Consider the following 21,635-nt stretch of genomic DNA (forward strand, 5'->3'; position numbering starts at 1 on the left):
CAAGGTAGCCGCCTGACGTCTCCGTCTGATGATTGAAGCCCCCGCTGGAGGGGTGATCATCGTCCAATGGGGAACACATGCGACACCTCTACCTTGCATCCACCTGCCTGCTCGCGCTCGCAACCGCTGCACCGGCTCTCGCGCAGACCAGGATCGAAGTGGCGACTACCGCTCCCGTGCGGACCAGCACGGTCAAGGCCGGCGCTGCCGACCACATTCTGATCACCTCGGCCGGATCCATCACGACCAGCGGCCCCATCGCGGTTACCATCGACAGCAACAACAAGCTGTCGAACCAGGGGAGCGTCGCAATCGGCGGGGTCAACAATGCCACCGGCATCCTCGCCATTGCTGGGGTGACCAGCGAGGTAGCCAACAGCGGCAAGATCACCCTCGACGAGGGCTACACGCCGACCGACAGCGACAATGACGGCGACCCCGACGGCCCCTTCGCAGTGGGCAGCGGCCGCTTTGGCATCCGCACTTTGGGCGCCTTCAGTGGCAATATCACGAACAGCGGCCAGATCGTCGTCGAGGGCAACGACAGCGTGGGCATCCTGCTTGGCGGTCCTTTGGCCGGCAACTTCGTTCACAGCGGCTCGACCTCGATCCTCGGCAATAACGTCACCGGCGTCGGCCTGACGGATGTGGTTGGCAATGTGCGCCTGGCCGGTTCGATCAGCGCACAAGGCCTGAATGCAGTAGCCGTCCGCTCTGCAGGCAATGTGACCGGCGCGATGGTGATTCAGGGTGCAATTGCCGCGACAGGCTATCGCTACACCACCTCCCCCACTGACCCGAGCAAGCTCGACTCCGACGATCTCCTCCAAGGCGGGCCCGCCCTCTCGATCGAGGGCAATGTGACGGGGGGCGTGATCCTCGCGGTGCCGCCCAAGGACACGAGCACGACCAACAACGACGAGGACAACGACGGCATCGAAGACAGCAAGGAAGGAGCGGCGTCGGTCACCTCTTTCGGTTCGTCCGCAGCGCTGCGCATCGCGCATGAGACCAACAGCGTGACGCTTGGACCGGTCGCGAATACCGGGACGAACTTCGGCCTGATCATTGATGGCGGCGTCACTGGCGACGGCGTCTACACCGGCGTCAACGGCAATGCCGTCCAGATTGGTGGCCGGGGCGGAACGGTTTCGATCGCCAACGGCGTAGGCGTGAGCGGCGTCATCCAGGCGCGCTCGCTGGACCGCACGTCCACCGCTTTGCAGATCGGCGCCGGTGCGACCACGCCCGAGCTTCGCAACAGCGGCAAGATTGCGGCCGCGAGCGGCAAGGGCGCGCTAGCGCAGGCGGTTGCGGTCTCTGTCGATGTCGGCGGGACGTTGCCGGTCCTTCGCAACAGCGGCGAAATCAGCGCATCGATCGGGAGCGAGGACGGGAGCGCGACGGCGATCATCGACAAGTCGGGCACCCTTGGCCTGATCGAGAATAGCGGCGCGATCATCGCCAGGGGTGCGGCCGCAACGTCCGGTCGCAACGTCGCCATCGACCTTTCGGGGCGCTCCACCGGCTCGACCGTCAAGCAGACGGCGGTCGCCGCGAACATCGCCGCGCCTTCGGTTATCGGGGACATCCGCTTCGGAAGTGGCGATGACCTGCTCGACGTTGCGGACGGTTTCCAGACCGGCAATGTCAGCTTCGGTGCGGGCAACAATGGTTATGCCCTGTCGGGCGACGCGATTGCGCAGGCCAACCTGGGCTTCGGTGGCGGAAGCGACACACTCACCCTCGCGGGAACTGCCAAGCTAAGCGGAAACGTGGATTTCGGCGGTGGCTCGGACACCTTCACACTGACGGGCAATTCGAGCTTCACCGGTCAACTCAGCAACGCGGCGGGCCTCGCCCTCAGCGTCTCTGCTGGCACCCTCAACATCCACAAGTCGGCCACGATCGCGTCTTTGACCGTGAGCGACGGCGGCACGCTGGGCGTCCTGCTCGACAATACCGCAGGCGCATCGACTTCGCTCACCGTCAATGGGACGGCCGCATTCGGGACCGGCTCCAAGCTCCGACTGTCGGTCAACGATATCAAGAATGCGGAAGGAACCTACACGGTCCTCTCAGCCGCGACCCTGACCGGTGGCACGAACGTGACGGCCAACAGCGAGCTCCTCCCCTATCTCTACAAAGGCACGTTGGCGTTGTCCGGCAACAGCTTGAACGTCAATGTCGTTCGCAAGTCGGCCGCGGAGCTTGGGCTCAACCGGTCGGAGACGGCGGCGTTCTCGGCCATCTACAACGCGCTTGGGACCGACAAGGCCATCGGTGACAGCGTGCTTGGAATCCGAACGAAGGAACAGTTTCGCGCGACCGTCCAGCAGATGCTGCCCGAGCATGCAGGCGGCGCTTTCGAAGCGGTAACCGCCGGAAGTCGCGCCGCGTCGCGGCTGCTCAGCGACCCGACCTCGCCGTACAAGGAACAGGGTCGCATGGGGTACTGGATCAGTCAAGTCGCCTGGGGCTCCAGCAAGTCGATCGGCTCGACTGCAAGCTTCCGCACTGGTGGCTGGGGCGTCAACGGCGGTGCCGACATCGCCACGCCGCTAGGCCGGTTCGGCGCTTCGCTCAGCTACTTGTGGGGCAAGGACAATAATCGCGACACCGACAATTCAGTAGCCGCTTCCCAGTACGGTATGGCCGCCCACTGGCGGCTTCAGTCCGGCGGCTTCCAGGCGAGCGCGCAGGCAGGCTGGGCCCGTGTGAAACTCGATGGAACGCGGCATTTCCGGTCGAGCACCGGAAGCACGCCGATCGATCGCACTATCAATTCCGACTGGAACGGCAATCTCGTGACGGCCAACGCCCGCCTCGCCCAGCAATTGTGGGCGCGATCGCTGTTTATCCGGCCTTCCTTAACCTTGGACTATGCCAAGCTTAAGGAAGGATCCTACACGGAACGCGGAGGCGGCAGCGCGCTCGACCTGTCCGTAGCCAAGCGGACAAGCGACGAACTGGCGGTCAGCGGGCTGCTCGCTGCCGGGATCGAGCTTGCTCCCAAGGACGAGAATGGTGGCTTCCTTACGATTGAAGTCGAGGGCGGGCGCCGTCAGATCGTCGGCGGGTCGCTCGGCGATACGGTGGCACGATTCGGCTCTGCCGAGACGTTCTCCCTCACTCCCGAAGACAGAAAGAGCGGGTGGGTCGGGCATCTCCGCGCGCTCGGCGGCAACAGTGGTTTCAGAATCGTCGGCGATCTTGGCGCCGAACAGCGAGAAGAGCGGGTAGCGATTACAGCGCGCGCAAGTCTCGCAATCGGCTTCTGATTCACGAGGGCCAACACTGTATTCCGAAGATCGAGGCAGGCGTGCTCACCTTCGCTGCTGAGGTAAACAAGCCTGCCTCTCCTCTCAAAAGTGAATCCTTGCGCATGTCCCTATTTGAAAGCCTCATCGTTACAGGTGTTTTCTTCATAGTTGCGGCATCGTTCTTCACTGCTTTCCAGCCTGCTCATGCGCGACGAGAGTTGAGCCTTGCTAATTCATTGCTAAAGACACTTCTCTTAACCTTGCGAGATCGGCTCTGAAGCTCACTGCAGATGACGGATAACGGCGGCCCAGAACCGGCCATGAGTGCTTGCAGTCAGCGGTGAACATCTCTGATGGTTGCTAAACCGCTCGACTCTTCGCACGGTCAAACGTCTGCCATCCACCTCCGCCGACCCAACGCCAGCCGTACCGCTTCCCACCGAGCCTAATCGCTCCTCGCGTTCTCTCCTTGAAGAATCCCGGTCAGGAGGGGCGCCCGCGCGGGATGGCGGCCGTAAGCTTGCCGTCAAGCGGCCGCTCCTACCCAAGCAAATCTGAGCCGTGCGCCTCGGTCCGCGAACGGGCGGCCACTATTGCTCGGAGCGACCGGGACGAGCGCAAAGCAGACCCTCAGCAGCTTGAGCGAACAAAGTTGTCCCAATGATTCGAGTGCCACTCAAATTCATGCCGGAAGCGAGAGCAACCTCTTGAACTAGCGAACGACGGGCTCGAATCTGCCAAGTTGGCAGGTGGAGGCTGATGCGACTCGTTCCTCGGCCGGATCGACGATGCGCACCCGGTCACCGGCACAGATCTGACTTCCCTGGCCGTCGAGAAGTACAATCGTTGCGCTGGATCCGAGCCGCTCGGTAGCCGGGCAGAGGCCGGTGAGGCGGTTGCGATAGTCGTTCGGGCCGACGGCTTCGAACAACAGAGTGTCCGGAGCGATGACCCGCCGCCCTCCGACAATCGCGAGTGAGATACAGGAAGCGGCGTTCGTTCCCGTCACCGGGGCAGCCATGGGAGAACAGGAGAGCAACGCGAGGCTCAGAGCTGCGATAACTGCCCGCTTCATCCACGCTCGCCCTTGGCAACAACCTGGCGCTGAATCTCGGGAGTGGCCCGGACCTGTGCGTTGCGGAAAGAGCGTGCGATCGCCTCACGGAGAGGCTTCACGCGGAAGTTCTGGTCGTATGGCGTACCGCGCTTGATCGACTTGTCCGCACGCGGGTCGAAGTCTGTCAGCCAGGTGTAGCGATCGACCATCCCCCAGGCGAGCACGTCGCGAAGCTGCGGATAACTGAGCATCAGGTCGAGATAGGCTTCGGCATAGTCGGCCACCATCGGGTCGCGGACGGCAATGTCGTCCGGCGCCTTCTTGTCGTTGACGTCGAACTCGGTGATGACCAGCCGGTACCCCATCCCCACCACTTCATCGATGAACTTGCGCCAAGGTCCTTCCGACTCGCGAACGATGGCGGCCACCGGAAGGTCCTTGAGCAGGCGGATGTGCGACTGGATACCAAGCGTGTCGACTGGCGTCCCACGCTTCCTGAAGCCTTCCAGGGTCTTGAGCACGCCGACGATGTGGGTCTCGTCCTCGGTGCCCCGCTCCCAGCTCATATAATCGTTGTAGACCAACTCGGCATGCGGTGCCTCCTGCCGCGCGGTATGGAACATCAGGTCCAGCATCGCCTCGCCTGATCCCATGGCGCGGGTCATGACCGTGTCGCGAAGAGCACCGGTCTCCGGCTCCACCGCTTCGTTGACCACGTCATAGCTCTCGATCGCGCGGCCGTAGCGGCGACAGACGGAGCGGACATGGTCGGTCAGCATGGCTTCGGCTGCAGCACGGGGATTGGCGCCGAAGTCGTGCTTGACCAGCCATTGCGGAAACCACTTCTGCGGTGCCCAGAAGAGTGTGTGCCCACGGAGTGCGAAGTCCTTGCGCCGGGCGTAGTCGACCATGGCGTCGAACTGGCTGAAGTCGCTGCGATTCGCCGAGGGCCGCGTCCACTGCCACTTCAGCTCGTTTTCAGGGACGAGGATGCTGCATTCGCGCTCTAGGATGGCGGCATATGCCGGGTTGGCAAAGCTTCCCCGGTCTGCACCCGGAGCGCCCCAGGCGTAAGCGGAACCGAACCGGCGACCGCTGCGACGGGCGAGCGCATCGAGCGAGCCGGCGGGCGCCGTGCGCGCGCTGAGCGGGTTCTCCACCGCCGATGCAAGAGCGACGCCCGCCGCTCCGGTCAGCATGGTGCGGCGCGACACCGTCGGACCTTTTCCTCGCCACTCGCTCGATCCCGTCACGGCTACCCTCCTCAAGGTGAAGGTGATAGCGCTAACAGCGTCTGCTCTGCGGCTCAAGGAATGGCGTTTGGAACGATTCATTCTCCTGCTTGCGATAGCGCTCCTCGCAGTGGCATCGCCGGCCCTTGCGGGAGACGGCTACCGCTTGTGGCTGCGCTATCCGCCGGCTGCTGCACACTGGCGTTCGACGGAGGCGCCGCGACTGCGCGTCATCGTTGCGAGAAGCCGATCGCCGACGGTGAATGCGGCTTCGGACGAGCTTGGACAAGGGTTTGCCGCATTGTTGGGCCGCACTCTCCCACGGTCGCATGAGATCATCGACGGCACTGTTCTGCTTGGTACGCCGCAAACTTCGAAGGTCATTGCTGCATTGCGCCTGCCGCTAGGAGGCTTGGGCGATGAGGGCTTCATCCTTCGCTCGACGAGCTACTCCGACAAGCGCATCATCGTAGTGGCGGCGAACGGCGAGCGCGGCCTGCTCTACGGTTCGTTCGCTCTTCTCCGCGAAGCGCAGCAGGGCCGCTCGCTAGCCGGACTGGACCTCCGGCAGAAACCGGCCAGCCCGCTTCGCATGCTCAACCATTGGGACAATCTCGATGGCTTCGTTGAGCGCGGCTATGCTGGCCGATCTTTGTGGCGCTGGGCCGAACTACCCGGCCAGATCGATCCGCGCCTCATCGATTATGCACGCGCCAATGCGTCGGTCGGGATCAATGCTACGGTGCTGACCAACGTCAACGCCGATGCGACGGTGCTGACGCCGGACTATCTCCGCAAGGTCGCCGCGATTGCGGGGGCGCTCCGGCCGTGGGGCATGCGGACCTTTCTCACCGCCCGGTTCAGCGCTCCGATCGACATCGGCGGCCTTCCGACGGCCGATCCGACCGACCCGCGCGTCCGCCGCTGGTGGAAGGCGAAGGCAGGCGAGATCTACCGCATCATCCCCGACTTCGGCGGGTTCCTGGTCAAGGCCAATTCGGAGGGACAGCCGGGCCCCGGCGACTATGGCCGCAGCCATGCCGAGGGTGCCAACATGCTGGCCGATGCGCTTGCTCCGCACGGCGGGACGTTGCTCTGGCGCGCCTTCGTCTATCAGGCGGATCCCGGCTCGGATCGCGCCCGACAGGCCTTTGACGAGTTCAAGCCGCTGGACGGGCGCTTTCGCAGGAACGTCATCCTGCAGGCCAAGAACGGACCCATCGACTTCCAGCCGCGCGAGCCCTTCCACCCGCTGTTCGGGCAGATGCCTGCCACCCGCCTCGCGCTCGAGGTGCAGGCGACCAAGGAGTATCTCGGATTCTCCACGCACCTCGCCTATCTCGGGCCGATGTGGGCCGAAACATTGCACGCCCGCACGGAGCATGGCGATCGGGGTCCGAATGTCGCTGACAGCCTCACGGCCATGGCGGCCGTCGCGAATACGGGCGATGATCGCAACTGGACCGGCTCGGACTTCGACCAGGCCAACTGGTATGCCTTCGGTCGTCTCGCCTGGGACCACGCCCTTTCGCCACGGGCCGTCGCCGAAGAATGGACGCGGCAGACGTGGAGCCATGATCCTGCCGTGGTCAGCCAGATCGTGGGCATGATGATGCGCTCGCGCGAGGCGGTGGTGGACTATATGACGCCGCTCGGCCTCCACCACCTCATGGCTTCGGGCCACCATCACGGGCCAGGCCCGTGGGTGGACGATCTACCCCGTGCCGACTGGAACCCGACCTATTTCCACCGAGCGGACGAGCGTGGAATCGGCTTCGACCGGACCGCGAGTGGCAGCAATGCCATCTCTCAGTACCGGACGGGGGTCGCCCGCTGTTTCGCACGACGGGACTGCGTACCGGACGAGCATCTGCTCTGGTTCCACCGGGTCGGCTGGGACGAGCGCATGCAATCGGGACGGACGTTGTGGGAGGAACTGCTGTCGCGCTACGAACGGGGCGTGCAGTCGGTCGGCGATATGCGGGGTGAATGGGCCGCCCTCGACAAGAAGCTGGATCCCGAGCGTCATCAAGCGGTCTCCGCCAAGCTGGCGCAGCAGGAGAAGGAGGCCCGCTGGTGGCGCGATGCGTCCATCGCCTACTGGCAGTTCGTGTCCAGGCGCCCCCTGCCGCCTGAAGTGACGCCGCCGCCTCACGATCTTGCCACTTATCGTGCAATTCGCCTCCGCAACGTACCGGGAGATCCCGAGTGACCGCTTCTTTCGCCCTGCGCCCGTCGCTTGATCTCAGCCTCACCAGCATCGGGCAAGAGGGCGAAAAGCTGCTCTCGGTCGAGCGATTGATGGAAGAGCCGGAAGCGCTGGTGGACTTTGCGGCGACGGAGGTCAGCTTCGCGCAAGTCGACGGGCCGCAGGGCGGCTACCCCGGAGTGCGTGCGCCGGCGCCGCTCGACTATGTCGGCGCGGTCGTGCGCCGGCTCAGTCCGGCGATCGAGCGCGCGTTCGGGCTTCAGGGCGTCAAGCTTGGCCGGGCGGAGTGCAGTTTCTCGATCGTCACCCGCCATCCGATCGAACTCGCTCCGCTGCAACGGGTGCCGCATGTGGATACCACCGACGACCTCCAGTTTGCCCTGCTCCACTACCTGTGCGGACCGGAGAAGGGCGGGACCGCCTTCTATCGGCATCGTGCAACAGGCTATGAGATCATCACGCCGGAGCGGCAGCAGCATTTCCAGGCCGTTCGCGACCGGGAGATTGCCGAGGGTTCGGAGCCGTCAGGCTACATCACTGGCGACAATGCACATTACGAGCAGCTTGCGTCCGTCGACGCCGCTTTCGACCGAGTGGTCGTCTACCGCAGCAGGATCCTGCATTCGGGCCAGATACCGCCCGACCTTCCGCTTCTGTCCGATCCCCGCCGGGGCCGGCTGACAGCCAACATCTTCATCAGCTACCGACCGGCCTAGACGCAAGAAGCGCCGTCGGAGGGTCCGACGGCGCTACTTACCCCGACCGGCTGCTGCCGGGCTAAAAGTTCAGGCGCACGACCCCGGTGAAGCGGCGATCGTTCATGAACCAGGAACGCGGCGCGGTCAGCAGGTCGTTGTTGATCACCGACGACGTACGCGTGACCTCATTCGTCAGGTTAACGCCCTGAACGCCGATCCGGAACTTGGGCGTGACGGTGAAGAACACCGACCCATCCAGCTGTCCCGTTGCCTCGTTCATGATCGGCGCATACGGCACGATCACGTCCCGCGTGGTAAGCAAGAACTTGGAGCGCCAGTTGTACGCCAGTCGAATCGACAAGGGCCCCTTCTCGTAGAAGGGCGTGAAGTTGATCGTATGCTTGGACAGTCCTTGCAGCGGGAGAAGGCCCGTGTCGACGTTAGAGACGTCGCCCGCATCCACCTCCGGATCCGTTTCATTCAAGGTGCTTTGCCGAACACCCGACGACTTCACATAAGTATAGGTCGCGTTCACGCCGAAACCTGACAGGAAGCCGGGAAGGAAGTCGTAAGTTTGCTGATAGGCAATCTCGAAGCCCTTCACCTTGCCGACATCGTCGGAGTTGCCGGGCGTGGTGATGATCGTGTCAAAGGTTGCGCCATTGTTGGTGTATGGCGTTCGCACGGTTGTGTTGGTGAGAACGTTCTTCAGCCGCTTGTAGAAGGCTGCAAAGGTCAGCTGCCCGACCCCGTTTCGTCCGAAGTAATATTCGGCGGACAGATCGATATTCGTGCCCTCGATCGGCTTGAGATACGGATTTCCGACCGACGCGCGCGCGACAGGGCCGCCGTTCGTGTCGAGAGTCTGCTGATCCGCGTTCAGGGTCAGATTGTAGAAGTTGCGGGTAAGACCGAAGTCCGGTGGTGTGATGCTCTTCGAGAAGGCCGCTCGGAACTGTAGGCCGCCGCCCATCTCGAGACGCGCGTTGAAGCTCGGCAACCAATAATCGTACTTGATCTTGGCTGTGTTCGGGAAGTCGGCCCCATTGGCAAAGGCTCGTGCGTTCTGCCGCACCCCTAGGGGAAGAGTGCAGAACGGAGTGGGAGGCAGCGGTTCGCCCGTATCCGGGTTGGTACCAGGATCGGCACACTGCTCTTCCGTCTGGAAATTACCCAGCAAGAAAACGAGTGAGCCGCCAGCCTTGCGACGAGTACTCGAGTAACGCAGGCCGAAGTTGCCGCTCAGCACGGGTCCGCCAAAGTCGTGCTTGAAGCGGACCATGGCATAGGCGGCTGCGTTGTCTTCCGAGACAGGATTGATTTCGCTCGGCAGATAGTTCGTTCCGGCAACTACACCTGGGCGTTCGGAGAGCGGAACCCAGCCTTGCGCGCCACCGGTATAGGGGCCTGGTCGCCATTCGTTGCGAATCAGCTTGGCAAGATCGATGAAGCCGGCATAATCGCCTACCGGGTTGCCGCTGTAATAAAGGCGCGGGTCGCCGAGGAACGGATCGCCGGCTTTCCCGCGCATGAAATCAGGAAAACCGAACCGCTGCGTGACGTTTAGCGGACTTCCGCCCGTGCCACCCGGTATGCCGTCGACGTTGTCGCTCAGCCACACGGGCCCGCCCGGAGCGGTGCCACCCCAGATCTCGCTAAGCACCCCCCAGTTGTAAGTCGAAAAGCGGGCGACATTCTTGCGGTCGGCATAGCGCGCACCGACACGAATGGCGCTGAGCCAGTCGTTGTCGCCGAAGGCATAGTCGACGTCGATCCGCGCCGCGTCCTGATTGCCTTCGCTATCCTCCGCGTGATCCATGACGCTGCGGTAGAAGGTGTTGAACGGGCTGGCGAAGGTGGCGTTACCAGGACCGAAATAGCTTGGGTCCTGGTCAGACGCACCACCGCCGAGATCGGTGCAGGGGCTGTTGGTCGCAGGTCCAACGCAGACTTCGGGCGGGCGGAATTCAACCGTGGGCAGCTTCTTGGAGCCGTTAAGGTCGATGAACGCGTTCTGGAAGCTCGACGTCCACAGGCCCACGTCCAGGTTCTTCACCTTGGACGAGACGTGCTGGTAATCGAGGTTGACGGTCACGCGATCCGTCACGTTCCACTTCACGTTGGCGCTATAATCGGACGTCACGTTCCTGGCTTCCACGCCGCGGTTGACGTTGTTGCTTTGCAGGCCGAACCGCGGCGTCCGCACGTCGCCGTTTCCGCCCCAGGCACTGGTATTCTGCTGATCCTCACGCCAGCCGGTCGGGCCGGTGATGACGCCATTGTCGAACACACCATCGTCGTCGAAGTTGAGTGACGTGCCCGGCACCGCGCGGGAGTCGCCGGCGGCCGTGACGTTGTCGGTCGCGACTTCGAAGGCGCGCTCGGACCAGGATTCCCGCGAGTCCGAACGGAGAAACTGCAGAGTAGCAAGGACGGAACGATCGGTGCTTCGCCATTGCGCGGCGGCCGAGTAGCCGATCCGTTCACGGTCAGTGTCCTGCGTCCGTAGCGCAGCGCCACGCGGCACGTAGACGGTGCCACGCTCTGTCGCTCCCGTGAACGGGATCACGTCGTTGCGCGTCCCGTCGGAATAGAGCGTGCGGGTACCGAAGTCGGAGATCTGGATGCCGTCGCTGCGGAACTTGAGCTTGGACCGCGCAAAGCTCCCGAGCAGGCCGAAGTCACCGATCGGCGTCGTCCAGCGGTTGCTGGCGATGATCGAGACGGTCGGCGCCGCCTCCTTGCGCATGTCGCCATAGCTGAGCTCCGCCGAGCCCGCGATGACCAGGCGATTCTCCTGATCGAAAGGCACGCGAGTGCGAAGATTGACGGTTCCGGAAATGCCGCCCTCGACCATATCGGCCGACGGGCTTTTAAAAACGTCGACGCCGCCGAGCAGTTCGGACGGTACGTCCGCGAAGCTGAGCCCACGGCCATTGTTGGCGGTGAACGTGTCGCGGCCGTTCAGCTCCGACCTTGTGTAGGTCAGGCCGCGAACGACGACGCCGCTGCCTTCGGTCGAGAAGTGGTCGGGATCGCGGCCGGCGGAGAAGCGATCGATGGCAACGCCCGGAATGCGCTGCAGCGCCTCGGTAACCGAACGGTCGGGAAGCGCGCTGATGTCGTCGGCACTCACCGTGTCCTGCACGACGTCGGAGTTGCGCTTCAGGTCACGCGATCTCTGCAGCGAACGGCGAATGCCGGTGACGACGATCGCATCCTGGTCCTCGGCTGTCGCTTCTTCCTGGGGAGTTGTGGGGCCGCTGCTGATGCCCTCCGCCTCTCCCTGCGAGCTCGTCGACTGCGCATAAACCGGAGCGGCATAGATGACCGCGGACAGACCGATCACCGAGGCGCTGCACCGGAGCAACTGAAGCAGCTTAGCCTCATTGCAACGATCGCTCATTCCGAGCACTTCCGCCATAAACTCGCCCCTCCAAGTTAGCGCTAACACTCGAACATAAAGAGCGCTTGCGCATCGTGCTGTTAGCGGTAACCTAGAACGGTCGATGCAGGATTATCAAGTCCCTGTAATGACACAATTTCTTGTGCGGTGCAGCACGACTTTGCTGCAGTTGCGAGATGCTTTGGGAGCGGGTTGCGCAGTGTCGGGATCGTCTCTGAAAAACATCCTAATCGTCGGCGGCGGAACGGCCGGCTGGATGACTGCTGCTGCACTTGCACACAAGCTCGCACCGTTGCCAATCCGCATCACGTTGGTTGAATCCGATGAGATCGGGACCGTTGGCGTCGGCGAGGCGACGGTGCCGCACATCCGCTTCTTCAATCAGACGCTCGGGATCAATGAAGCGGAGTTCATGCGCCAGACCAAGGCGACCTTCAAACTGGGGATCGAGTTTCGCAACTGGGCGCGGGTCGGAGACAGCTACATCCACCCCTTCGGTGCGTTCGGAGCGGCGATCGACGGGGTCGACTTCCACCAGCTCTGGCTGCGCGCACGACTTGAGTCGGATGCCGGCGACATCGCCGACCACAGCCTGCCTATCCTCATGGCGCGCACCGGCAAGTTCGCCCATCCCTCGCCTGATCCCGCCTCGCTGCTGTCGACTTATTCGTACGCCTATCAATTCGATGCCGGGCTTTACGGGCGCTTCCTCCGGGCCTTCGCCGAAAACCGCGGGGTGCGCCGCGTAGAAGGCCGGATCGTCGATGTCCGGCAGGGATCGGAGGACGGGTTCGTCCAGTCGGTCGAACTCGACTCTGGCATTTGCCTCAACGCCGACCTGTTCGTCGACTGCTCGGGTTTTCGAAGCCTGCTCGTGGGGCAGGCGATGGGCAGCAAGTGGCAGTCCTGGAAGCATTGGCTGCCCTGCGACCGGGCGGTCGCCATCCCTTGCGCAGGAACGGCGGCGATCGATCCCCTTACCCGAGCGACGGCGCGAGAGGCGGGCTGGATGTGGCGCATTCCGCTGCAGCATCGGGTCGGCAACGGCCATGTCTATTCGAGTGCGCACCTCAGCGATGCCGACGCCGAGCAGGCGCTGATCGACCAGCTCGACGGCGAGCCGTTGGCAGCGCCCAACCGTCTGCGCTTCGAAGCCGGCAAGCGCGAGCGCCAATGGGCCGGCAACTGCGTCGCCATCGGGCTCGCGTCCGGCTTCCTCGAGCCGTTGGAATCGACCAGCATCCATCTGATCCAGCTGGCGATCGGACGATTGCTCGAATATCTGCCGCTGCACGGCCCCGACCCGATCGGGACGGCCGAGTTCAACCGGCAGATGGACATCGAATATGAGCGGATCCGCGACTTCCTGATCCTGCATTATTGCGCGACCGAGCGAAGCGACACGCCCTTCTGGGATCATTGCCGGACCATGGCGCTCCCTGACAGCCTGACGGAGAAGATCGCGCTGTTCCGCGAGCGGGGGATCGTTGCCCGTTACCGTGAGGGCATGTTCCTCGAACCGAGCTGGCTTGCGGTCTATCTCGGCCAGCGCATCCTCCCTGAGCGCTACGACCCTCGCTGCGACAGAATGGACCGGTCAGAGCTCGCCGCGCGCTTGCAGGCGACGGCTTCGGCCTGCGCGAACGCCGCGGCCAAGATGCCGAGCCACGTCGAAGCGCTGCGTGCCATGGGCGCCGCCACCCTGCCGGAGGCGGCATGACCGGCCCGCTCCGCAACGTGCTGATCGTTGGCGGCGGGATCGAGGCCGCGACGGTCGCAATCGCGCTGCGCCGGGCGCTTCCGACCGAAATCGATGTACTCTTGCTGCGCGCCGACGAGGATCCGCTCATCCCGGCAGTCGTCGCCAGCCTGCCCGGCATCCGTCTGTTCCATGCCGACATCGGCGTGGACGAAGCCGCACTGTTACGCGCCGGCAACGCCAGCTTCTCGCTCGGCACGGCGATGAGTGGCTGGACCGCGACCGGCGCGGCGAGCTTTGCGCCGTTCGGCGACGTCGGTGCGACGATCGAGGGCGTGCCCTTCCACCAGCATGTCGCACGGCTCCGCGCGGCAGGCCACCAACTACGCCCGACGAACTATAGTGTCGCGACGCTGATGGCGCAGGCCAGCCGATTCGCACATCCGTCCAACGATCCGGCATCGCCCCTGTCGACCTTCAGCTACGCGCTTCATCTCGAACGGGACGCTTATGCCGCCCACCTGCTCGGCGAGGCTGTGCAGGCAAGGTTGAAGATCGTGCCGGGCGTCTTCGGACGAGTGCGGTGCGACGAGAAGTCGTTCGCGCGGGTTGAGACGGACCGCGGCGAAAAGATCGAGGCCGACCTGATCATCGATGCGACAGGCGGCGCAGCGCGGATCATCGGCAGCCTGCCGGACCGCGAGCGGCACGACTGGGGCGCATGCCTGCCGGTCGACCGCCTGCTGACCTGGACGTGGAACGACAACGCGGAGCCCCTGCCCTACGATCACCTCGCCGCGCACCCGGCCGGCTGGCAGCGGAGCCTTTCCGGAGCAGCACGCGTCGCCGAACTGTTCGGCTATTCGAGCAAGCATCTCCCGGACTCGGAGGCTGTCCAGATAACCAATGCGCCGGGCGCGCATCCCGTGGCCTTCCACCCCGGCCGCGAAGCGCAGCCGTGGCGCGGCAATGTGATCGCGGTCGGCAATGCGGCGGCTATCATTGAGCCGGGCGCTTGCCTTGGTCTTGAACTACTGCACAACCAGATCAGGCGCTTGCTCCGCCTCTTCCCGGCAAGCCTAGAGCTGGCCGTCGAGCGCCAGGAATATGTCCGCGAAAGCGGCGCCGAACTCGACCGAGCACGCGACATGAGCCTCGTTGGATATATACTGAGTGGGCGCTCGGGACAGCCTTTCTGGGACGACGCCAGGACCATCTCGCAACCGGCGGAGCTCGCCGCGAAGATTGCGTTGTTCCAGAGCTGCGGGCGCGTGCCGCTGCTGGATGGCGATGACCTTGCCGAGGCAGAGTGGGCCACCATGTTCGAGAATCTCGGCCTTCGCCAAGAGCGCCATGCCGCGCTTGCCGAAGCCGTGTCGGTGGAGCGGATGACAGCCATGCTGGCGCGCATGCGTGAGGCCATGATCCGGGCGATCGCCCCTCTGCCCCGGCACGGCGCCTATCTGGCGAGCTTCTCCGGCAGGGTGGCCGCGGCGTGAGCGAGGCGGGCCCGCTCAGGCACATCGTCATCGTCGGCGGCGGGACGGCCGGCTGGATGGCGGCGGCAGCGCTCGCCCGCCTGACCGTCACCGGCCTGCGCATCACCCTCGTCGAGTCCGATGCGATCGGGACGGTCGGAGTCGGCGAAGCCACCATCCCGCCGATCCGCACCTTCAATGCGATGATCGGCCTCGACGAGAATGACTTCCTGCGACGCACCGGCGGGACGTTCAAGCTCGGCATCGAGTTTGTCGACTGGTGGCGTAAGGGCACCCGCTACATGCATCCGTTCGGCCAGTTTGGCGGGGACATGGACGGGGTCAGCTTCCACCAATTCTGGCTCCGCCATGCCGAGGCGGTCGGAGTACCGTTCGAAGCGTTCAACCTGTGTGCCGTGGCGGCGCGGCTCGGCCGCTTCCAGCGTCCGGATCCGGACGTGCGCAAGGTGCAGTCGACCCTCAACCACGCCTATCATTTCGACGCGGTCCGCTATGCCGAGCTGCTGCGCGAGCATGCTGAAGCGCGCGGAGTGGTCCGGCGCGAGGGCAGAATCGCCGCCGTTCCGCTTCACGGTGAGAACGGCTTCGTCGAGGCGGTCGTGCTCGACACCGGAGAGCGGATCGAGGGCGACCTATTCATTGATTGCTCGGGCTTCCGCGGCTTGCTGATCGAGGAGGCGCTCGGCAGCGGCTATGAGGATTGGAGACGGTGGCTGCCCTGCGATCGGGCAGTCGCGCTGCCCACTGTCGGCGACGCCAATCCCCTCCCCTACACGCGCGCAACCGCGCTCGCGGCAGGGTGGAGTTGGCGCATCCCGCTGCAGCATCGCAACGGCACCGGCTATGTCTATTGCAGTGCCGCGCTGAGCGACGATCAGGCGGCCGAAGTCATCACTTCACGGGCTGAGGGCGAGATCATCGGCGATCCGCGCTTGCTCCGCTTCACGCCGGGACGTCGGCGCAAGATGTGGAACCGCAATGTCGTCGCGCTCGGTCTTGCCAGCGGCTTCATCGAACCGCTGGAATCGACCAGTATCCACCTCATTCAGGCCGGCATCTCGAAACTGCTCGCCATGCTTCCGGACCGCGGCTTCAACCCGGTGCTGGAGGAGGAGTATAACCGGCTGACCCAGCGTCAGATCGAGCAGGTTCGCGACTTCGTCATCCTGCACTACAAGGCCAATGAGCGTTCCGACACGGACTTCTGGCGGCAGCTCGCAGGGATGCACATACCCGATGGTCTCATGGGTAAGATTACCCTGTTCGAAGAGAATGGCAGGATCTTCCGGCACGAGGACGATCTGTTCAGCGAAGCGAGCTGGGTCGCCGTCATGCTCGGCCAGGGCGTCCGCCCCCGTCGCCTCGATCCGCTGGCAGCGACCGCCGGCAGCGCTGCCGACCAAGAGGAGACGCTGCGCCGAATTGGCCGTCTCATCCGCGGCGCTGCCGAGGTAATGCCGACGCATCGCCGCTATCTCGATCAACATCGCCACGCCGCCGGTCCGTTCCGGCGAGCAGGGCCAGCTTACGCCTGAGGAGCCTCTCGTGACCGATCATCGCATTCGCAGCATCGTCATCGTCGGCGGCGGCACCGCTGGATGGATGAGCGCCGCCACGCTCGCCAAGATCCTGACCACGGAATATTGCTCGATCACCCTCGTTGAGTCCGACGAGATCGGTATCATCGGGGTCGGCGAAGCAACCATCCCGCAAATGGCGACCTTCAATCGCATGCTGGAAATCGACGAAGACGAGTTCATCCGGCAGACCAAGGGCACGTTCAAGCTCGGCATCCAGTTCGTCAACTGGGGGAAGCAGGGGCACGTCTACTTCCACCCGTTCGGAAGCTACGGCCTCAACATGCAAGGCGTGTCGTTCCACAGCCATTGGCTGCGCCTGCACCAGCTTGGCGAAGCGCCGCGTCTCGATGAATGGTCGCTGCCGGCCTATGCGGCGGAGCGCGGCAAATTCATGCGTCCGTTCGACGCCGGCAATTCGCCGCTGTCCACCATCTCCTATGCCTATCATTTCGACGCCGGCCTCTACGCCCGCTACCTCCGCTCCTATTCCGAGGAGCGCGGAGTGGTACGGCAGGAAGGCAAGATCGTCGATGTCACGCTGCGCGGCGAGGATGGCTTCGTCGAGAGCATCACGCTTGAGGACGGCCGCAAGATCGAGGCCGATCTGTTTATCGATTGCTCGGGCTTTCGCGGCCTGCTGATCGAAAAGGCGCTGAAGAGCGGCTACGAGGATTGGTCCAAGTGGCTGCCCTGCAATCGCGCCATCGCCATCCCCTGCGAGAGCGTCGAGGAGATTGCGCCTTACACACGCTCGACCGCGCACAAGGCCGGCTGGCAGTGGCGCATTCCGCTGCAGCATCGCATCGGCAACGGCCATGTCTTCTGCAACGAGTTCATGAGCGACGACGAGGCGGCGGACATCCTGCTCGGCAACCTCGATGGGCGGCCGCTGGCCGACCCGCGCGTGGTGCCATTCAAGACCGGCCGCCGGCGTGAGACCTGGGTCAAGAACTGCGTCTCGCTGGGGCTCGCGGCCGGATTCCTCGAGCCGCTGGAATCGACCAGCATCTGGCTTGTCCAGAGCGGTCTGTCGCGGCTGATGACGATGTTCCCGGACCGCACCTTCCAGCAGGCAGACATCGACCGCTACAACCGCATCGTCGCCAACGAATATGAGATCGTCCGCGACTTCCTCATCCTGCACTACAATGCGACCGAGCGGGATGACACGGAGTTCTGGAAATATTGCCAGAACATCGAGCTGCCCGACCGGCTGGCCGAGAAGTACCGCGTATACCGGGCCTATGGTCGGACCTTCCGCGAGAATGATGAGCTGTTCAACGATACCAGCTGGTTCGCGGTGATGGTCGGCCAGTTGATGAAGGCGAGGACCTACGATCCAGTCGCCGACATCATGCCGCTGGAGGAAACGAGGCGGCGGCTGCGACACATCGCCGGCGCGGTCGAGAAGAGCGCCGACTATATGCCGACGCACAAGCAGTTCCTGCTGGAGCATTGCGCCGCGCCCGAGCTGCTCGACACCGTCTCGCGCGACCGAGCCGCCTGATGCGCCGCCCGTCCCTTGTGCTGGCGATTGCCTCGGCCTCGCTTGTTAGCGCTCCCACGGCTGCTTCGGCCAACCCGGCGGAGTTCGACTGGTTCGAATATCGCGGTGATGATGCCCTGCCCCGACCTGTACCGGGGCAATATGCCAACCCGATCCTCGCCGGCTTCTACCCGGATCCGAGCATCACCCGCGCGGGCGATGATTATTATCTCGTCACCTCGACCTTCGCTTACTTCCCGGGCCTGCCGATCTTCCACAGCCGCGACCTCGTGAACTGGCGGCAGATCGGCAATGCGATCGATCGGCCGGACATGGTCGATTTTGGCAAGCTTGGCTTGTCGCGCGGGCTGTTCGCGCCCGCCATCGAATATCACCAGGGTACTTTTTACATCCTCAACACCTGCGTCGATTGCGGCGACAACTTCGTCATCACGGCCAAGGACCCGCGCGGCCCCTGGTCGAAGCCCTCCTGGTTGCCCGACCTTAAGGGCGGGATCGATCCGTCGCTCTTCTTCGACGAAGACGGCAGCGCGTGGGTCATCAACAATGGTCCGCCAATCGGCACCCCGCGCTACGACGGACATCGGGCGCTGTGGCTGCAGCGCTTTGATCCGAAGACGCTCAAGACCTTTGGCGAGCGGACGATGCTGCTCGACGGCGGCGTAAAGCCCGAAACCAATCCCATCTGGATCGAGGGGCCGCACATCTTCCGCAAGGACGGCTGGTATTATCTTCTGGCGGCGGAGGGCGGCACCGCGGAGGGCCATTCCCAGGTGATGCTCCGCTCGAAGTCGGTGACCGGTCCCTACACGCCCAATCCCAACAATCCGATCCTCACCCAGCGCGACCTGCCGCGCGATCGAGCTCGCCCGATCACCTCGGCGGGCCATGCCGATTTCGTGACGACTCGCAATGGCGAATGGTGGGCGACCTTCCTTGCGGTCCGGCCCTACACCGGCGACTATTATAACACGGGCCGCGAGACCTTCCTCATGCCCGTTCGCTGGGAGAATGGCTGGCCCCGCATCACCGCGCCGGGCGAGGTCATCCCGTGGGTGCACGCCAGGCCCGGCCTTCCGGCATCTGCTGCCGCGCCGACGACTGGCCCGTTACGGGTGCGTGAGGAATTCGACCGCGCGGCCCTGCCGCTCGATTGGCTCATGATGCGCAACCCGCAGGGCCGCTGGTGGCGGGCGGAAGAGGGCCGACTGAAGCTAGAACCGCGGGCGACCGGCCTCGGCGACAATGGCAATCCGTCCTTCCTGGCGCGGCGGCAGCAGCACCAGAATGCCTCGGCGACCACGGCGATACGCCCAGACTCGGTGACGCGCGGAACGGAAGCGGGACTGGTCGCGCTGCAGAGCGACGAATATTGGTTCGCGATTCTGCTCGGCCGAGATGCCGCCGGCCGCGCCACTGTGACTCTCCGCGGTCGCGAGGGGCCGGAGCAGCCGGCGGGCGGCGTCGAACTGGCACGGCAGCCACTCGCCAATGGCGCCCGCCCCGCCGAGCTGCGGATCACCGCGCGGGCGGACAGATATGATTTCGCCTGGCGGCAGGGCGGCGGTTGGCGCACGCTCCGGCGCGATGTCGATGGCACCGTGCTCAGCACCAAGCGGGCCGGCGGTTTCGTCGGTGCCGTGTTCGGCCTCTACGCCCACCAACCGAAGGGGCGTCCCTGATGCCATTGACAGTATTTGCCATCGCCGGGCTGCTCGGCATTGCTCCCGTCGCCGACGCTTCGGCTGGCATCAGGCTCAACCAGGTCGGCTTCACGCCGGGGGCGCGGAAGGTAGCGGTGCTGCCGAGCACGTCGCTTACGCCCCTGCCCTGGACCATCGTCGACGAAGCGGGGAAGGTCCGGGCGACGGGCACGACCGTCCCGTTCGGCGCGGACCGCTGGTCCGGTGAAGCGGTGCACCGCATCGACTTCACCTCGCTGGCAAAGAGCGGTCGCTACACGCTGACGGCCCTCGGTCGGTCGAGCCGGCCGTTCACCCTGTCCAGTGACGCCAACGATCGGCTTCCGGTCGACGCGCTCGCCTTCTTCTACCACCAGCGTGCCGGGACACCGATCGAGGCATCCATCGTCGGCGCGACTTGGGCACGTCCTGCCGGACACCGCCCGGAAGTCGCCACCTGCGTCTGGGGCAAGGACCCCCATGGAAATGACTGGCCCGGCTGCGACTGGACGCTGGACGTCACCGGCGGCTGGTATGACGCAGGCGACCACGGCAAATATGTCGTGAACGGCGGAATCGCTCTGTGGACCTTGCTCAACCTCCAGGAGCGCCAGCCGACGGCCTTCCCTGACGGCTCCGCCCTGCTGCCGGAGCGCGGCAATGGCGTACCCGATCTCCTGGACGAAGCACGCTACCAGCTCGAATTCTTCCTCAGAATGCAGGTCCCAAACGGTGCGCGCATCAGCGTTCCGGTCGGTACCAAGCGTGCCGGCCCCGGCATGGTCATGACCAGCATCGACGCATCCGGCATGGTCCACCACAAGGTCGCCGGCGAGCGCTGGACCGGGATACCGATGCGGCCCGATCAGGATCCGGAAAAGCGCCAGCTGTTCGCACCGACGACCGGGGCGACCCTGAACTTCGCGGCCGTCACGGCGCAGTGCGCGCGTCTGTGGCGCGGGATCGACCGCCTCTTCGCCGACCGCTGCCTCGCCGCGTCAAGGCGGGCCTTCGCCGCGGCCCAACGCAACCCGCAGGTCTATGCCGTCGCCGACTTCACAGGCAGTGGCGGCTATGGCGATGACAACCTGGACGACGAATTCTTCTGGGCCGCGGCCGAACTCGCCACCACTACCGGGGAGCGCGCCTATCGTGCGCAGGTTGACCGGTCGCCCATCCTTCGCGCGCCGATCGCGGGGGAGCCGAACTGGGGCAATACGGCGGTGCTTGGGCTCATCACCCTCGCCGGAGACAGGAGGCACGGCGCAAGCGTGCGGCGAGCCATCATCGCGGCCGCCGACCGCTTTGTCGCCGAGACCAGGCGGGTCGGCTATGCAATCCCCTTCGCGCCCGAGGGAGGATATGCCTGGGGGTCGACCTCGAACCTCCTCAACCGCTCGATGATGCTGGCGATTGCCCATGATTCGACGGGCAGACGCGCCTATCTCGACGCGGTCACCGACAGCATGGACTTCCTGCTCGGGCGCAATCCGCTCGACCGCTCGTTTGTCACTGGTTACGGCGCGCGCCCCGTCCGCAACCCGCACCACCGCTTCTGGGCCAACCTGCCCGACCGCGGCTTTCCGCCGCCGCCGCCCGGCGTGATCGCGGGCGGTCCAAATAGCCAGAACAGCCCGCGCGCCGACGAGCCGGTCGGCCCACTCAAGGGCTGCGCGCCGCAGACCTGCTGGGTGGACGACATCGGCTCCTTCACCACCAACGAGGTCGCGATCAACTGGAACGCGCCACTCGTGTGGGTTTCGGCCTGGCTGAAGGAGAAGGGGCGCTAGGACGGCGCCCCTC

Annotated in this window: 12 protein-coding genes; 9 read left to right on the forward strand and 3 right to left on the reverse strand. The window is 64.6% G+C overall.

The window, feature by feature from the left end; all coding sequences use genetic code 11:
* The first annotated feature begins 77 nt into the window (after nt 1-77).
* Nucleotides 78-3,281: an autotransporter outer membrane beta-barrel domain-containing protein gene (locus JOY29_RS04175; RefSeq protein ID WP_300974930.1), complete on the forward strand. Its 3,204-nt coding sequence runs from the start codon at nt 78-80 to the stop codon at nt 3,279-3,281.
* 694 nt (nt 3,282-3,975) lie between these two features.
* On the opposite strand, the gene JOY29_RS04180 is transcribed toward JOY29_RS04175, so the two are convergent.
* On the reverse strand, nt 3,976-4,284 hold the full coding sequence (locus tag JOY29_RS04180) for a hypothetical protein (RefSeq protein ID WP_300974931.1): 309 nt from the start codon (nt 4,282-4,284) through the stop codon (nt 3,976-3,978).
* Nucleotides 4,285-4,334: 50 nt separating this feature from the next.
* Nucleotides 4,335-5,573, reverse strand: coding sequence for an endo-1,4-beta-xylanase (locus tag JOY29_RS04185; RefSeq protein WP_300974932.1), 1,239 nt, complete (start codon nt 5,571-5,573; stop codon nt 4,335-4,337).
* A 109-nt stretch (nt 5,574-5,682) separates the two neighbouring features.
* Here JOY29_RS04185 and JOY29_RS04190 point away from each other — a divergent pair, with 109 nt between their 5' ends.
* A complete protein-coding gene (locus tag JOY29_RS04190) occupies nt 5,683-7,764 on the forward strand; it encodes an alpha-glucuronidase family glycosyl hydrolase (protein ID WP_367280037.1) in 2,082 nt (693 codons plus the stop codon).
* A complete protein-coding gene (locus JOY29_RS04195) occupies nt 7,761-8,477 on the forward strand; it encodes a DUF6445 family protein (RefSeq protein WP_300974934.1) in 717 nt (238 codons plus the stop codon). The genes JOY29_RS04190 and JOY29_RS04195 overlap by 4 nt, the downstream gene beginning before the upstream one ends.
* Before the next feature lie 61 nt (nt 8,478-8,538).
* On the opposite strand, the gene JOY29_RS04200 is transcribed toward JOY29_RS04195, so the two are convergent.
* Nucleotides 8,539-11,883: a TonB-dependent receptor gene (locus JOY29_RS04200; RefSeq protein ID WP_300974935.1), complete on the reverse strand. Its 3,345-nt coding sequence runs from the start codon at nt 11,881-11,883 to the stop codon at nt 8,539-8,541.
* A 181-nt stretch (nt 11,884-12,064) separates the two neighbouring features.
* Between JOY29_RS04200 and JOY29_RS04205 the strand changes: the two genes are divergently transcribed.
* From JOY29_RS04205 to JOY29_RS04230, 6 genes are read left to right on the forward strand one after another with little or no spacing between them, the layout of a single operon-like run.
* On the forward strand, nt 12,065-13,585 hold the full coding sequence (locus JOY29_RS04205; protein WP_300974936.1) for a tryptophan halogenase family protein: 1,521 nt from the start codon (nt 12,065-12,067) through the stop codon (nt 13,583-13,585).
* Nucleotides 13,582-15,063, forward strand: coding sequence for a tryptophan 7-halogenase (locus JOY29_RS04210; protein ID WP_300974937.1), 1,482 nt, complete (start codon nt 13,582-13,584; stop codon nt 15,061-15,063). The genes JOY29_RS04205 and JOY29_RS04210 overlap by 4 nt, the downstream gene beginning before the upstream one ends.
* Nucleotides 15,060-16,598, forward strand: a complete 1,539-nt coding sequence (locus tag JOY29_RS04215) for a tryptophan halogenase family protein (protein ID WP_300974938.1) — start codon at nt 15,060-15,062, stop codon at nt 16,596-16,598. The genes JOY29_RS04210 and JOY29_RS04215 overlap by 4 nt, the downstream gene beginning before the upstream one ends.
* A 10-nt stretch (nt 16,599-16,608) precedes the next feature.
* The gene (locus JOY29_RS04220) at nt 16,609-18,150 is read left to right on the forward strand and encodes a tryptophan halogenase family protein (RefSeq protein ID WP_300974939.1); all 1,542 of its coding nucleotides are present in this window, start codon (nt 16,609-16,611) and stop codon (nt 18,148-18,150) included.
* A complete protein-coding gene (locus tag JOY29_RS04225) occupies nt 18,150-19,832 on the forward strand; it encodes a glycoside hydrolase family 43 protein (protein WP_300974940.1) in 1,683 nt (560 codons plus the stop codon). The genes JOY29_RS04220 and JOY29_RS04225 overlap by 1 nt, the downstream gene beginning before the upstream one ends.
* Nucleotides 19,832-21,622 carry a glycoside hydrolase family 9 protein gene (locus tag JOY29_RS04230; RefSeq protein WP_300974941.1) on the forward strand — a complete coding sequence of 597 codons (1,791 nt, stop codon included), beginning with the start codon at nt 19,832-19,834 and terminating at the stop codon, nt 21,620-21,622. Before JOY29_RS04225 ends, JOY29_RS04230 begins: the two co-directional genes overlap by 1 nt.
* Nucleotides 21,623-21,635 lie beyond the last annotated feature (13 nt).

Origin of the sequence: Sphingomonas sp. LHG3406-1 (assembly GCF_029637485.1) — a bacterium.
Classification (GTDB): domain Bacteria; phylum Pseudomonadota; class Alphaproteobacteria; order Sphingomonadales; family Sphingomonadaceae; genus Sphingomicrobium.

Bases quoted from the DNA above. Each gene is read 5' to 3' on its own strand.
- JOY29_RS04175 (WP_300974930.1), top strand. From the start codon at position 78: ATGCGACACCTCTACCTTGCATCCACCTGCCTGCTCGCGCTCGCAACC.
- JOY29_RS04180 (WP_300974931.1), bottom strand. From the start codon at position 4,284: ATGGCTGCCCCGGTGACGGGAACGAACGCCGCTTCCTGTATCTCACTC.
- JOY29_RS04200 (WP_300974935.1), bottom strand. From the start codon at position 11,883: ATGGCGGAAGTGCTCGGAATGAGCGATCGTTGCAATGAGGCTAAGCTG.
- JOY29_RS04210 (WP_300974937.1), top strand. From the start codon at position 13,582: ATGACCGGCCCGCTCCGCAACGTGCTGATCGTTGGCGGCGGGATCGAG.
- JOY29_RS04225 (WP_300974940.1), top strand. From the start codon at position 18,150: ATGCGCCGCCCGTCCCTTGTGCTGGCGATTGCCTCGGCCTCGCTTGTT.
- JOY29_RS04230 (WP_300974941.1), top strand. From the start codon at position 19,832: ATGCCATTGACAGTATTTGCCATCGCCGGGCTGCTCGGCATTGCTCCC.